The sequence below is a fragment of the Leifsonia sp. ZF2019 genome (assembly GCF_019924635.1).
GTDB lineage: Bacteria > Actinomycetota > Actinomycetes > Actinomycetales > Microbacteriaceae > Leifsonia.
Map to the genome: position 1 here is coordinate 2192192 of NZ_CP065037.1, position 13689 is coordinate 2205880.

The following is a 13689-nucleotide window of genomic DNA, read 5'->3' on the forward strand; positions in this document are numbered from 1 at the left end:
GGGGGTCGTCAGGACTCGCCGCCCGCGGAGCCGGTGGTCCCGGCGTTCACGTCGTGCAGCAGGTACTTCTCGATCGCCCAGGCCGGCGCGTTCGGGTCGACCTGCCCCCGGGCCGCAAGCAGCTCCAGGGTGCGGACGACGAGCGACGGGCCGTCGATCTTGAAGAACCGGCGCGCGGCGGCGCGGGTGTCCGAGAAGCCGAAGCCGTCGGCGCCGAGGGTTGCGTACTCACCGGGCACGAACTGACGGATCTGGTCCGGCACGGCGTGCATGTAGTCGGTGACGGCGACGAACGGGCCCTCGGAATCCTGGAGCTTGCGGGTGACGTACGGCACCTGCTTCTCCTGCTGGGGGTAGAGGAAGTTGTGCTCCTCCGCCGCCAGGCCGTCGCGGCGCAGCTCGCCCCACGAGGTGACGCTCCACACGTCGGCCGACACACCCCAGTCCTGAGCGAGCAGGTGCTGGGCCTCCAGCGCCCACGGCACCGAGACGCCCGATGCGAGCAGCTGGGCCTTCGGGCCCTGCTGCTGTCCGGCGGCCAGCTTGTAGATGCCGCGGACGATGCCGTCCGCATCCACGCCCTCCGGCTCGGCCGGCTGCACGATCGGCTCGTTGTACACCGTGAGGTAGAACATGACGTTCGGGTCGGGGTGGTTGCCGCCGTACATGCGCTCGAGTCCGGCGCGGACGATGTGGCCGATCTCGTAGCCGTACGCCGGGTCGTACGAGACGACCGCGGGGTTCGTGTTGGAGAGCACCAGGGAGTGGCCGTCGGCGTGCTGCAGGCCCTCGCCGGTCAGCGTGGTGCGGCCGGCGGTGGCGCCGATCATGAAGCCGCGCGCCATCTGGTCGCCGGCCGCCCAGATCGCGTCGCCGGTGCGCTGGAACCCGAACATCGAGTAGAAGACGTAGACCGGGATGAGCGGCTCGCCCTGCGTCGCGTACGAGGTGCCCACGTTGGTGAACGCCGCGAGGGCGCCCGCCTCGTTGATGCCGACGTGGATGATCTGGCCCTGAGGGCTCTCCTTGTAGGCCAGGAGCAGCTCGCGGTCGACCGAGGTGTAGTGCTGGCCGTTCGGGTTGTAGATCTTCGCGTTCGGGAAGAACGCGTCCATACCGAAGGTCCGCGCCTCGTCCGGGATGATCGGCACGATGCGGTGCCCGAAGTCCTTCGAGCGCAGCAGATCCTTCAGCAGCCGGACGAACGCCATCGTGGTGGCGATCTCCTGCGTGCCGGAGCCCTTCTTCGCGATCGCGTACGCCGAGTCCTCCGGCAGGTTCAGCGGCGTGTACTTCGTGCGCCGCTCGGGAAGGTATCCGCCCAGCGCGCGGCGGCGGTCGTGCAGGTACTGGATGGCCTCGTCCTGCGGTCCCGGGTTGTAGTACGGCGGCAGGTAGGGGTTCTCCTCGAGCTGCGCGTCCGTGATCGGAATACGCATGGCGTCGCGGAACGTCTTGAGGTTGTCCAGCGTCATCTTCTTCATCTGGTGGGTCGCGTTGCGGCCCTCGAACGACGGACCGAGGCCGTAGCCCTTGATGGTCTTCGCGATGATGACGGTGGGCTGACCCTTGTGCTCCACGGCCGCCTTGAACGCCGCGTAGACCTTGCGGTAGTCGTGGCCGCCGCGCTTGAGACCCCAGACCTGATCGTCGCTGTAGTCCTCGACGAGCTTCAGGGTGCGCGGGTCGCGACCGAAGAAGTTCTCGCGCACATAGGCGCCGTTCTCGGTCTTGTACGTCTGGTAGTCGCCGTCGGGCGTCTGGTTCATCAGGTTGACGAGCGCGCCGTCGGTGTCGCGGGCGAGCAGGTCGTCCCACTCGCGGCCCCAGATCACCTTGATGACGTTCCAGCCCGCGCCGCGGAAGTAGCTCTCCAGCTCCTGGATGATCTTGCCGTTGCCGCGCACCGGGCCGTCGAGGCGCTGGAGGTTCGCGTTGATGACGAAGGTCAGGTTGTCGAGCTTCTCGTTGGCCGCGACCTGCAGCTGACCGCGCGACTCCACCTCGTCCATCTCGCCGTCGCCCAGGAACGCCCAGACGTGCTGGTCGGAGGCGTCCTTGATGCCGCGGTTGGTGAGGTACTTGTTGAGCTGCGCCTGGTAGATCGCGTTGATCGGGCCGAGACCCATCGACACGGTCGGGAACTGCCAGAACTCCGGCATCAGGCGCGGGTGCGGGTACGACGACAGGCCGCCGCCGGCGTGCGACTTCTCCTGGCGGAATCCGTCGAGCTGGTCGGCGCTCAGCCGGCCCTCGAGGAACGCGCGGGCGTAGGTGCCGGGGGAGGCGTGGCCCTGGATGAAGATCTGGTCCCCGCCGCCCGGGTGGTCCTGGCCGCGGAAGAAGTGGTTGAAGCCGACCTCATAGAGCGCCGCGCTCGAGGCATACGTCGAGATGTGGCCGCCGACGGCGATGCCGGGACGCTGCGCGCGGTGCACGAGGATGGCCGCGTTCCAGCGGATCCACGCCCGGTAGCGGCGCTCGACCTCTTCGTCGCCGGGGAACTCCGGCTCGTTCTCGGGCGAGATGGTGTTGATGTAGTCCGTTGTCGGGACCATCGGAACACCGAGGTGCAGTTCTTTGGAGCGCTTGAGCAGGCTCAGCATGATTTCACGAGCACGCTCGTGGCCGTGAGCCGCAACCAGTGCGTCGAGGGATTCCTGCCATTCGGCGGTCTCCTCCGGGTCCGAGTCGATGTTGTTCACCGAGTACGGGTCCTGGTCGTTTACAGTCACCCTCGACCTCTTTCTTGTGTCGGATGGATCGTGGACGGCTCGCACCGCTGTCGGTTCACGACAAACGAGCGGGCACCATCGATCAGCCTAGCCTCACTCCGCCCCTCCCTGTGACCGCGTCCTTGGCACGCGGAGCTGGTCGGTCTATGCTGTCTCCTCGTGCGCCTGCGCGAGCCTCCTGGTCCCGTGAGGCGACGCGGGCGACGAAAGGACGACTCACACCTCATGGCTCTGGAGAACGACACCCAGGCTCCCGACTTCGAGCTGCTCAACCAGCACGGCCAGCCCGTGCGCCTCTCCGACTTCCGTGGCCGCAAGGCGGTCGCGCTCGTCTTCTTCCCGCTCGCCTACTCGGGCACCTGCACCGGCGAGCTCTGCGCCCTCCGGGACAACCTCGCCCTCTTCGACGACCACCGCGTCGAACTGCTCGCGATCTCCGTCGACTCGAAGTTCACCCTGCGCGCCTGGGCCGAACAGGAGGGCTACGACTTCAGCCTCCTCGCCGACTTCTGGCCGCACGGCGAGATCGCCAAGGAGTACGGTGTCTTCCTCCCCGAGAAGGGCTTCGCCAACCGCGCGACCTTCCTCATCGACGAGTCCGGCATCATCCGCGCCTCCTTCATCACCGCCCCCGGCGAGGCCCGCTCCCTCGACGCCTACCGCGCCGCCCTCGAGCAGCTCCCCGTCCACGTCGGCTGACCGGCTGCGCCCCCGCTAGGCTGGGGGCACCAGGGCCTTTAGCTCAGCTGGTAGAGCGCCACGTTTACACCGTGGATGTCGTCGGTTCGATCCCGGCAGGGCCCACTCTTCCGACCGCCATTTGGACCAAATGTGGCGAAAGCGGCTCGTTCTCCCCACATTCGGTCCAAATCGTGCCGCCTGAGTAGACTCGCGTCATGCCCGAGGGAGCGTACCGCTGGTTCGTCTACGCCGAGTTGGCGCTCGCGGCCGTCACCTTCGTCGCCCTGTGCTTCATCGTGGCGCCGTACGGCGGACGGCACGGGCGCAGCGGGTGGGGACCCACCGTCCCGGCCCGCATCGGCTGGATCGTGATGGAGAGCCCCGCGTCGATCCTGTTCCTGGTCTTCTACCTGCTGGGGGCCCATCGGGGCGAGCTCGTGCCGTTGCTCTTCCTGCTCCTGTGGCAGGCGCACTATGTGCAGCGCGCGTTCGTCTACCCGCTCCTGATGCGCTCGGGATCGCGGATGCCGGTCGCGGTGATGCTGCTGGCCATCCTGTTCAACCTGCTCAACGCGTGGGTCAACGCGCGATGGATCTCGGAGTACGGCTCGTATCCGACCGCGTGGCTGGCGGATCCGCGGTTCTGGATCGGCGTGGTGCTGTTCAGCGCGGGCTACGCGCTGAACGTCTCGTCCGACCGTGTTCTGCGCAGGCTGCGGGGCGACGGGCGCGGCGGCTACCGCATCCCGCACGGCGGCGGCTTCCGCTTCGTCTCCAGCCCGAACTACCTCGGCGAGATGGTGGAGTGGACGGGGTGGGCGATCGCGACGTGGTCGCTGGCGGGTGCGTCGTTCGCCCTCTACACGATCGCGAACCTCGCGCCGCGGGCGCTGGCGAACCATCGCTGGTACCGGGAGACGTTCCCCGATTATCCCGCCGGCCGCCGAGCACTGCTGCCCTACGTGCTGTGACGGTGGTCGCGCATAGGGTGACGGCGTGCCGGAGAACGTCGAGCAGTGGTGGGCCCGCCGCCAGTGGTCCAAAGGAGTCGCCGTGCCCTACTCCGTCGGCCGCTATCGCGGTGACTGGGAGCGCTACCCCACACTCATCCGCCAGTACCATCCCGACCTCAACCACGGCATCGTCCTGACCCAGGTTCCGCCTGCGGCGGACGTCTATCTGCTCTGGGAGTGCGACTCCGGGCACCGGTTCATCGCCACACCCGCCGAACAGCGCGCCCGGCCGAGCGGCACACGCCGCCGTTCGGCCTGGTGCCCGTTCTGTGCAGAGGCCGCCGTGCCGCGCCGCGTGCGTCCGGCCGCGGATCCGACGGCCACGCCGCACCAGTGCGGACACGCACGGGATCCGCGCCGGCTCGAGAGCGACCCGGATGACGACCGCTGCTGGCTCTGCCGCCGGCTCGACCGCACGCGCATGACGCGGGAGGAGCTGGTGACCCTGGCGGCGCCGGGCTCGCGTGCGGCGGTGTCGGCCGAGAACAGCTCCGCGGCGACGCACTCGTGGCAGTGCGCCGAGGGGCACCCGGCGTTCCGGGCCAGCATCGAGCGCATCATCGACGGGCGCCGCTGCCCGGTCTGCCGCCACGCCCGCGAGGGTGCGGGCCGCCGCGCCGTGGGGGAGGCGTTCCACAGCCGTTACGCACCGGCACCCGCGTCGGCGGCCGAGCCGGCCCTGAAGCAGCGCCTCGCCGACCGGCTGGCCGTGGATCTCGACTGCAACGCCGTGCGGGTCGCGCGTCCGTTCCACTCCCACCTGGAGGTCTGGCCCGACATCGTCATCCCGGAGCTCCGGATCGCGATCGAGTACGACACCACGGGGCGGGGCGGCCTCGAGCACGTCGGCCCGCGCGAGGCGTCGGATCGGAGGAAGGACCGCCTGCTGCGCGCCGCCGGGTGGGAGGTCGTGCGCGTGCGCTGCAGCCCGTTGCGGCCGATCGGCCCCTTCGACATCGTGGCGGGAGCAGTGTCGGCGACCGTGGTCGAGCGCCTCCTGGAGCGCTTCGGCGAGATCCGCGGCGACCTGCTGGTGGCCGCCTACCTGCGCTGAACTCCGCCCTCGTGCGACCCGCCGGCACTGGGTACGCTGAGGAAGGAATCGTCCGGACGAAGGAGACCCGATGTCGACGCTCAACCCATACCTCAACTTCCGCGGCCAGGCCCGGGAGGCCATGGACTTCTACGCGTCGGTCTTCGGCGGAGACGTCACCCGCAGCACCTTCGCCGAGTTCCAGGTGAGCCAGGAGCCGTCGGAGGCCGAGTGGATCATGCACTCGCAGCTGGTGACGCCCGCCGGCTTCACGCTGATGGCCGCCGATGTCCCCTCTCATATGGAGCTCGCGAACGGCTCGAGCATCTCGGTCTCGCTCAGCGGGGACGATGAGGCCGAGCTCACCGGCTACTACGAGAAGCTCATCGAGGGCGGCACGGTCGTCGAGCCGCTGTCGAAGGCGCCGTGGGGTGACAGCTTCGGCATGGCGATCGACCGGTTCGGTACCCAGTGGCTCGTCAACATCGCCGGAGCCCCGGCGCAGAGCTGACCTCCGGCGCAGAGCTCGCCTCCGGCCCTGTCTGGGCGCCCCGGCTCCGCCGGGCATTCCCGCGGACCCGGTCACGGGACTAGGGTGGCGCCGATCCGTCCGGAGGTGTGCGCATGTGCCGTTGGCTCGCTTACTCGGGAGAGCCGCTCAGGCCCTCCGTCCTCGTCCTGGACGCGCAGCACTCGCTCGTCGCCCAGTCGCTCAACTCGCCGTTGGGCGCCGAGACGGTGAACGGCGACGGCTTCGGTTTCGGCTGGTATCCGGAGGGGTCGACCGCCGGCAGCGTTCCCGCCCTGTTCCACAGCATCGAACCCGCCTGGCACGACGAGAACCTCCGGGAGCTGACCGAGTCGATCACCAGCCCGCTGTTCTTCGGGCATGTGCGCGCCGCCAGCGGGCCGCCCATCCAGCGCACGAACTGCCATCCGTTCCGGCACGCCAACTGGATGTTCATGCACAACGGCTTCCTCGACGGCTTCACGAGCATCAAGCGCGACCTGACGTTCTCGGTCGACGAGTCGCTCTACCCGTCGATCCGCGGTACCACGGACTCCGAGGTGCTCTTCTACCTGGCATTGACGCTGGGCCTGCAGGAGGATCCGGTGGGGGCGATGGGGCGCGCCATCCGGCGGGTCGAGGACCTGGGGAAGGCGAAGGGGATCGCGTTCCCCGTGCAGGGCACCATCGCGCTGTCGGACGGCGCGACGCTCTGGGCGTTCCGCTACTCGACCTCGCATCGGAGCCGGACGCTGTTCCACTCCGTGGCGATCCCGGCACTGCGGGAGATGTACCCGGAGGCCGACCGGCTCCACCAGTTCGGTGACACGGCGAAGGTGGTCGTCTCCGAGCCGCTCAACGATCTCCCGGGGGCGTTCGTGGAAGTGCCGGAGTCGACCGTCGCCATCCTGGACGACTCCGGCTTCCACCACGAACGTTTCCTGGACGACGGGGAGTGACCGCCCGCCCCGTGCCGGCGGCGGCTCAGCCCTCGCCGAGCACCCGCCGCACGAACGCGTCGACGCGCTCGCGCAGGGTGTCGACGCGCTGCTGACGCGCCGCCTCGACATCGAACCCGATGTAGGCGGTCGCCGGCCGCTTGCGCGCATTCACCGAGCACTCGAACGCGGAGCAGACCAGGGTGCCGAGCGTGTTGCCGTCGCGACCCGCTTTGCCCGCGCGCTTGGCGACGTAGAAGACCACCTCGTTGGGAAGGTGGACGTCTTCGCACCAGGAACACTGCGGCCGGGCGCGGACGGAGCCTTCGGCGCGCCGCAGCAGCACGCCGACGGGCTCGCCGTCGACGATGGCCACGACGTAGCCGACGTTCGGGAGCTTGCGGTCCCGCCAGGCGAGGAAGTCGATGTCGTCCCACGCGACCGCGTCGAGGTCCGGGAGGGAGAGCTCCTTGCGCTCGCGCAGGGAGGTGTTGACGAAGGAGGCGCGGATGCGCGCGTCCGTGAGTGTGTGCATGAGGATGCCTAACGTGTCGAGAAGTCTGTCCTGAGAGAAGGGCGCGCACGACGGCACGCCCGGTGTCACCGAGCGGGGGACAGGGCTATCTCACGCCGGCGCGCAGGGCGCCGACGACCTCCAGACGCCCGGAGGGCCGAGGGGAGCAGAGAGAAGACACGAGACGGGAGTCTACGCCTCCACTGCGGCAGCGTCGACCGCGCGTCCGTCCCGGCACAGCGCGAGCGCGGCGATTCCGGTGACGAGGCCGAGCGGCGCGGGCGCACGCACCCGTCAATGACCGTGCTGCCACGGAACCCGGCACCGTGATCCGCGCAGACCCGGCGTATGGTCGAGCGGTGGACGACGAAGACGACAGCAGGGCGCGCGATGTCGCGCCCGAACACCGTTGGCCCGCGGTGATCGCGACGCTCGTCGCCCTCGCCTGCTACGCACTGCTCCCGAGCGTCGTGCCCGCGCTGGAGCGGTACCTCGTGGTCGGCGTCTGCCTGCTGATGCTCGTCGCCCTGATCATCTACAACCCCCACCGGCTCAGCCGGGAGTCGCGCTGGTCGCGCTGGGCGGAGTTCGCCCTGGCGATGCTGATACTCGTCGTGAACCAGGTGGCGTTCGTCGAGACGATCGTGCGGCTGCTCAACCGCCACGGCGACGGGGCGGACATCCTGCTGGCCTCCCTGCAGGTCTGGGTGACGAACGTGATCGCCTTCGCGCTGGTGTTCTGGACGATGGACCGCGGCGGACCGGTGGTGCGCGTGACGCGACCGCGCCACGAGATCCCGCTGGCCGACTTCCGGTTCCCGCAGGACGAGGACCAGGACACCGTCGAGGAGGTCGCGCGCGGGTCGAGCAGGAGCCTGGATTGGGTCCCGAACTACATCGACTACTTCTACTCGTCGCTGTCGAACTCCATGGCCTTCAGTGCGACCGACGCGATGCCGCTCACTCACCGGGCCAAGCTGCTGATGGCGCTGGAGTCGTTCTCCGGGTTCGTTCTGCTGGCGCTCGTTATCGCACGCGCCGTGTCCCTGATCGGCTGACCGGCTCACGCGCGGGCCGGCTGAGCGCCCGTCAGCCGCCCAGCCCGCGCGCGAGCATGCTCTCGCCCGCCGCGGTCACGGCCTCCTGCCAGCTCCGTGGTCGGACCCCGAGGATCCGCCGGGCCTTCTCGCCAGAGACCTTCTTGCGGTAGCCGAGCTCGGCGGCCAGCGGGCGCAGACCGGGGTCGGCCTGTGCCGCGGCACGGACGGCCTCGGAGGGCAGGGAGGCGGTCGGCACCCTCGGGGCGCGGTCGCCGAGGGTGCTGCGGAGCGCGGCGCCCACGTCGGCCAGGGGCACTGCATCCTCCTGGCTGGTGAGCAGGAGACGTTCGCCTGCTGCGCCGTCCGCCGTGAGCGCGGCGATATGCGCCGCGGCGACATCCCGCACGTCGACGAGCGGCACGGCGACGTCGGGGTAGCCGGGCAGCGCGCCGGTGAGCACGCGGTGCACCAGGTTGTTGGCGCCGGAGAGTCCGTCACCGATCAGGGGGCCGACGACGGCGACGGGGAGGATGGTGGTGAGCTCGATACCCGCCCCCGCCCCGGCGGCGAACTCCCACGCGGCGCGCTCCGCGAGCACCTTGCTGCGCCCGTACGCGTCCATCCCGGGGCCGTCGAGCACGGACCAGTCGTCCTCGGTGAAGGCGCGGTCGAGCGGAGGGTGGCCGAAGCCGACCGCGTGGAAGGCCGAGGTGACGACGGCGCGGCCGATCCCCGCGTCGCGGGCGGCCCGCAACACGCGAAGCGTGCCCTCGCGAGCGGGAGCGATGACCTGCTTCTCGTCGGTCACCGGGCCGAGGTGCACGGGCGATGCGACGTGAAGGACGCCGTCGACCCCCTCCATCGCCCTCGCCCATCCCGCGTCATCCAGCAGATCGGCCGCGGTGAACGCGAGGGCATCGTCCCTCGTCATTCCGGCGTCTCGTAGGGCGGTGCGCACCGCCGGCTCGCGGTCGAGGGAGCGCAGGGTGGCGCGCACCTCCGCCCCGCTGTCGAGCAGTTGCAGGATGAGGTGGCCGGCGATGAAGCCGGAGCCTCCGGTGACGAGGACGCGTCGCGTCATGGGCAGTCCCTTCGTGGGCCGCCCGGCACGGGCGGGTCGGATGTCCCGATCGTCCTGCGTGCGGCCCGGCGCATCCAGGGCTCCCGCGACACTGGTACCCGCGGGGACAGGCACGGCGCACCCGACGATGAGTACCGTGGGGGAATGGACGGCGACACGGACCGCGGCGAGCAGAACCTGCTGGGGCAGTTCCTCCGTGCGCGCCGCGAGCTCGTGGCGCCGGAGACCCTCGGCATCCCTGTGCACGGCACCCGCCGCGTCGCCGGGCTGCGGCGCGAGGAGGTCGCCCTGCTCGCGGGGATCAGCGCCGAGTACTACCTCCGGCTGGAGCAGGGCCGCGACCGGCACCCGTCCGGGCAGGTGCTGCGCTCGATCGCGCGCGTCCTGCAGCTCGACGACGAGGGCACCGCCCACCTGCTGGGACTCGTGCGCGACGACGACCGGCCGCGGCGCCCGCGGCGGGCGCGCCCCGAGTCCGTCCCCCCGAGCCTGGCCGCCCTCGTACCGCAGCTGCCGTTCCCGGCGTTCGTCGAAGGGCGGTATCTCGACGTGCTGTGCGCCAATCCGCTCGCCACGGCGCTGTCACCCCGCCTCGTCGCGGGCCGCAACCGGCTGCGCGACGTGTTCCTCGATCCCGCCGAGCAGGCGCTCTTCCCGCAGTGGGAGGCCGCCTCCGCCGCACTGATCGCCGGATTCCGCCGGTCGGTGGGGGCCGACGCGGGCGACGCGCGCGTGGTCGAGCTCGTGGGGGAGCTGTCGATAGCGAGCCCGACCTTCCGGCGGCTGTGGAGCCGGCACGACGTCCGCGAACGGCAGGGCGGGACGCTGACCTTCCAGCATCCCGTTGTCGGCGCCCTCGCCGTGCACCGCGAGAAGCTCCTGGTCACCGGGACCGATGGGATCGTGCTGGTGCTCTACCACCCCGCCGGCGCAGACGGGGCCGAGCGGCTGGCGCTGCTGGGCGCCCTCGCCGCGGAGCCGGGACCCGTCGCCGATCCGCCCGTCCGAGTGGAGGGCATCCACCGCTGACGCTCAGCGGGCGATGATCGCGTACGGCACACTGTGGTGCGCGCCCGGCGGCAGAGCAGGCGCGCCCAACAGATCCAGGATCGTACCCGCCGCGTCCTCGACGCCCGGATTGACGGTGGAGAACGTCGGGATGTGGAAGCGGCCCTCTTCGATGCCATCGAACCCCATGACCGCCACCCTCTCGGGCACCGCGATGCCCGCCGAGCCGAGCGTGTAGAGCGCGCCGAGCGCGAGACTGTCGCTGAAGCAGAACAGCGCGTCGAAGTCGACGCCGTCGTCCAGGAGTCGCTGCACCGCGCGGGAGCCCTCGGCGCGGTTGAAGTGCTCCACCGTGGCGAACAAGGCGGGATCGAGCGGGATGCCGGCGGTGTCGAGGGCCCGCCTGTACCCGTCGAAGCGGAGTCGGGAGGTCGCGCTCGGTCCGGCCTCCTGCACACCGACGGCGGCGATGCGTCGACGGCCCGCGTCGAGCAGGTGGGCCGTCGCGGCGGCGGCGGCGGTGACGTTGTCGATGCCCACGTGATGCACTCCCGGCCCGACCAGCGCCTCCGCCTGCTCGCCGATCACGATGAGTGGCGGGGATGGGGGGCGGTCGGCGACGTCCGCAGCGGTCAGCTGCAGAGGGCTCAGCACGATGCCGTCGAGCGCCGGGAATCCGACGCCGGACATCATGTCGAGCTCGGCGGCGTGCTCGCCGCCGGTCTGGGCGACGAGCACGGTGAGCGCACGCTGCTGGGCGCGCGCGACGAAGCGGGACGCGAACTCCGCGAAGTACGGCTCGCGCAGGTCGGGGACGACGAGGGCGATCAGACCGCTGCGCCCGTTGCGCAGTTGCCGGGCCGCGAGGTTGGGGCGGTAGCCGAGCTCGTCGATCGCCGCCAGGATGCGCTCGCGCACGGCATCGCTCACCCAGCCGGTCCCGTTGACCACATTCGAGACAGACTTGGCGCTCACGCCCACGCGCTCCGCCACATCGGCGAGCGTCACTCTCGGCATCGAGCCCCTCCCTTCACGTGCCGACGGCTTCTCGACGCGCCTTCCGACGACAACCATTTGACTCTAGTTTATCGTTGAACTATCGTCATGGTTCAACGTGGAACCATTGATTCGGTCCCGCGACGAACACAGCAGCGGACGAAGGAGTCAGACGGGTGTCAGGAACGGTCGACGGGTCAGGGACGGCAGCGCTGCGCGCGAGCCGGATGGAGACAGCGCGTCCGCGCCCCCAGCTGCTGCGCGCCTCCTTCCGGGGGATCGACGGCGACTGGGGATTCGGGTTCGACGACGACGATCGCGGGCTCGTCGACGGCTGGGCGGACGGCCGGGCCCTCCCGCGGACGATCACCGTCCCCTTCCCGCCGGAATCGGTCGACTCGGGCATCAACGACACCGGCTACCACCCGATCGTCTGGTACCGCAGGGAGCTCGCCGCGTCCGACCTCACGGCAGCAGGGCACGTCGCGGGGAATCGACTTCTCGTCCACTTCGGCGCCGTCGATCACCAGGCGCGCGTGTGGGTGGACGGGCAGGAGGTCGGCCGTCACACGGGTGGGCACACGCCGTTCACGGTGGACGTCACCGACGCACTCGACGGCGATTCCGACACGCACGCCCTCGTCGTCCGCGCCGAAGACGACCCGCACGACATCGCGCAGCCTCGCGGCAAGCAGGACTGGCGGGAGTCGCCGCACAGCATCTGGTACCACCGCACCACGGGCATCTGGCAGCCGGTCTGGCTCGAATCGGTACGGCCGCAGCATGTGACCGCCCTCTGGTGGACGAGCGACCAGAGCGTCGGCACCGTCACGGTGGAGGTCGAGCTGAGCCGGCGGGCGGAGGCGGCCATACGGGTGGTCGTCGCCCACGGCGACCGCATCCTGGGCTCCACACGCGCCGTCGTGAACGACACCATCGCGACCGTCACCCTCCCGCTCGCCGGTCAAGGGAACGGTCAGGAGTTCGAGCGGCTGCTGTGGTCGCCCGCGTCTCCCACGCTGCTCGACGCCTGGGTCCACGTCGATGTCGACGGTGTCGAGCAGGATGTGGTGGCGAGCTACCTCGGACTGCGCTCGGTACGCTGCGCGGACGGGGCCTTCCTGCTGAACGAGCGTCCCCTCGTCCTCCGCTCCGTGCTCAGCCAGGGATACTGGCCGGACTCGCACCTGGCCGCTCCCTCGGGCGACGCCCTCCGCCGTGAGGCGGAGCTGATCGGCGAGCTCGGCTTCAACGCCGTGCGCGTGCACCAGAAGGTGGAGGACGATCGATTCCTGTACTGGGCCGACCGGCTCGGACTGCTGGTCTGGGGCGAGATGCCGGCGACCTACGCGTTCGACAGCCGCTCGGTGCGACGGACCATCGCCGAGTGGGGGGAGGCGGTCCTGAGGGACCGCAGCCACCCCAGCATCGTGACCTGGGTGCCTCTCAACGAGAGCTGGGGAGTGCAGCACATCGCAACGCGTCCCGATCAGCGCGCGTTCGCGGAGGCGCTCTACCAGCTGACTCGGGCACTGGACCCCACCCGGCCGGTCATCTCGAACGACGGCTGGGAGCTCGGCACGTCCGACCTGTGGACGCTGCACGACTACGAGCCCGATGGCGACGTGCTGCGGCGCCGCTACGCCGTCGACGACGACGCGCTCCGCACGTACATCGCCGGCATCGGTCCGGCGGGCCGGCGGATCCGCCTCCCCGGGACGGTCGACGACGGCCAGCCGATCATGCTGACCGAGTTCGGCGGCGTCGCCTGGGCGGCCGATGAGAGCCCGGCGGACTCCTGGGGCTACTCCGAGGCGGTCGGCGCGGCCGACTACGCCGAACGCGTCACCGCGATCCTCACGGCCGTGCAGGCATCCACCCGCGGGCACCGGGGACGTCCGGACGGCCTCGCCGGCTGGTGCTGGACGCAGCTCACGGACACGATGCAGGAGCGCAACGGCCTGCTCACGGAGCGGCGGGAGCCGAAGCTCCCCCTGGGCCGCCTCCGCGCCCTGATCTCCGGTGAGGAGAGGACGGCGGCCGGCGTCGTCGCAGGCGGCTGAGCCGCGGCGGCCATCCACAGACCACGACACCGGATGCGTGCGGCGATCCGCCCGCATCCACCAGGGCGGACCCGCCCGA

12 protein-coding genes and 1 tRNA gene are annotated in these 13689 nt (G+C 70.5%); 9 read left to right on the top strand and 4 right to left on the bottom strand.

Features of this window, described 5'->3' with window-relative positions:
• Positions 1-8: 8 nt before the first annotated feature.
• Complete coding sequence (aceE, locus tag IT072_RS10760; RefSeq protein WP_223356325.1) at positions 9-2735, bottom strand: pyruvate dehydrogenase (acetyl-transferring), homodimeric type; 2727 nt, start codon at positions 2733-2735, stop codon at positions 9-11.
• A 225-nt stretch (positions 2736-2960) separates the two neighbouring features.
• Here aceE and IT072_RS10765 point away from each other — a divergent pair, with 225 nt between their 5' ends.
• The 6 genes from IT072_RS10765 (at position 2961) to IT072_RS10790 (ending at position 6929) form a co-directional block, all read left to right on the top strand.
• Positions 2961-3434 (top strand): peroxiredoxin, encoded by a 474-nt coding sequence (locus tag IT072_RS10765; RefSeq protein WP_223356328.1) that lies wholly within the window; start codon positions 2961-2963, stop codon positions 3432-3434.
• A 32-nt stretch (positions 3435-3466) separates the two neighbouring features.
• Positions 3467-3539 (top strand) — tRNA-Val (locus IT072_RS10770).
• Between the two features lie 92 nt (positions 3540-3631).
• Positions 3632-4387 carry a methyltransferase gene (locus tag IT072_RS10775; protein WP_223356331.1) on the top strand — a complete coding sequence of 252 codons (756 nt, stop codon included), beginning with the start codon at positions 3632-3634 and terminating at the stop codon, positions 4385-4387.
• A gap of 25 nt (positions 4388-4412) precedes the next feature.
• Complete coding sequence (locus IT072_RS10780) at positions 4413-5483, top strand: zinc-ribbon domain-containing protein (protein WP_223356346.1); 1071 nt, start codon at positions 4413-4415, stop codon at positions 5481-5483.
• 70 nt (positions 5484-5553) lie between these two features.
• A complete protein-coding gene (locus IT072_RS10785; protein ID WP_223356349.1) occupies positions 5554-5973 on the top strand; it encodes a VOC family protein in 420 nt (139 codons plus the stop codon).
• A gap of 113 nt (positions 5974-6086) precedes the next feature.
• Entirely contained in the window at positions 6087-6929 is an 843-nt protein-coding gene (locus tag IT072_RS10790) for a class II glutamine amidotransferase (protein ID WP_223356352.1), read from the top strand.
• 25 nt (positions 6930-6954) lie between these two features.
• On the opposite strand, the gene IT072_RS10795 is transcribed toward IT072_RS10790, so the two are convergent.
• Entirely contained in the window at positions 6955-7443 is a 489-nt protein-coding gene (locus IT072_RS10795) for an FBP domain-containing protein (RefSeq protein WP_223356364.1), read from the bottom strand.
• A gap of 338 nt (positions 7444-7781) precedes the next feature.
• Here IT072_RS10795 and IT072_RS10800 point away from each other — a divergent pair, with 338 nt between their 5' ends.
• Positions 7782-8480 carry a hypothetical protein gene (locus IT072_RS10800; protein WP_223356366.1) on the top strand — a complete coding sequence of 233 codons (699 nt, stop codon included), beginning with the start codon at positions 7782-7784 and terminating at the stop codon, positions 8478-8480.
• A 31-nt stretch (positions 8481-8511) separates the two neighbouring features.
• Here IT072_RS10800 and IT072_RS10805 read toward each other — a convergent pair whose 3' ends face one another.
• The gene (locus IT072_RS10805; RefSeq protein WP_223356368.1) at positions 8512-9543 is read right to left on the bottom strand and encodes an NAD-dependent epimerase/dehydratase family protein; all 1032 of its coding nucleotides are present in this window, start codon (positions 9541-9543) and stop codon (positions 8512-8514) included.
• 144 nt (positions 9544-9687) lie between these two features.
• Here IT072_RS10805 and IT072_RS10810 point away from each other — a divergent pair, with 144 nt between their 5' ends.
• Positions 9688-10572 carry a helix-turn-helix transcriptional regulator gene (locus IT072_RS10810; RefSeq protein ID WP_223356371.1) on the top strand — a complete coding sequence of 295 codons (885 nt, stop codon included), beginning with the start codon at positions 9688-9690 and terminating at the stop codon, positions 10570-10572.
• Between the two features lie 3 nt (positions 10573-10575).
• On the opposite strand, the gene IT072_RS10815 is transcribed toward IT072_RS10810, so the two are convergent.
• The gene (locus IT072_RS10815) at positions 10576-11568 is read right to left on the bottom strand and encodes a LacI family DNA-binding transcriptional regulator (protein ID WP_223356373.1); all 993 of its coding nucleotides are present in this window, start codon (positions 11566-11568) and stop codon (positions 10576-10578) included.
• A gap of 155 nt (positions 11569-11723) precedes the next feature.
• On the opposite strand from IT072_RS10815, the gene IT072_RS10820 reads away from it, so the two are divergent.
• On the top strand, positions 11724-13610 hold the full coding sequence (locus IT072_RS10820) for a glycoside hydrolase family 2 protein (protein WP_327058903.1): 1887 nt from the start codon (positions 11724-11726) through the stop codon (positions 13608-13610).
• Positions 13611-13689 lie beyond the last annotated feature (79 nt).

Excerpts from the sequence above, each read along its gene's own strand:
- IT072_RS10765 (WP_223356328.1), top strand. The coding sequence starts at position 2,961 with ATGGCTCTGGAGAACGACACCCAGGCTCCCGACTTCGAGCTGCTCAAC.
- IT072_RS10775 (WP_223356331.1), top strand. The coding sequence starts at position 3,632 with ATGCCCGAGGGAGCGTACCGCTGGTTCGTCTACGCCGAGTTGGCGCTC.
- IT072_RS10785 (WP_223356349.1), top strand. The coding sequence starts at position 5,554 with ATGTCGACGCTCAACCCATACCTCAACTTCCGCGGCCAGGCCCGGGAG.
- IT072_RS10790 (WP_223356352.1), top strand. The coding sequence starts at position 6,087 with ATGTGCCGTTGGCTCGCTTACTCGGGAGAGCCGCTCAGGCCCTCCGTC.
- IT072_RS10795 (WP_223356364.1), bottom strand. The coding sequence starts at position 7,443 with ATGCACACACTCACGGACGCGCGCATCCGCGCCTCCTTCGTCAACACC.
- IT072_RS10805 (WP_223356368.1), bottom strand. The coding sequence starts at position 9,543 with ATGACGCGACGCGTCCTCGTCACCGGAGGCTCCGGCTTCATCGCCGGC.
- IT072_RS10810 (WP_223356371.1), top strand. The coding sequence starts at position 9,688 with ATGGACGGCGACACGGACCGCGGCGAGCAGAACCTGCTGGGGCAGTTC.
- IT072_RS10815 (WP_223356373.1), bottom strand. The coding sequence starts at position 11,568 with ATGCCGAGAGTGACGCTCGCCGATGTGGCGGAGCGCGTGGGCGTGAGC.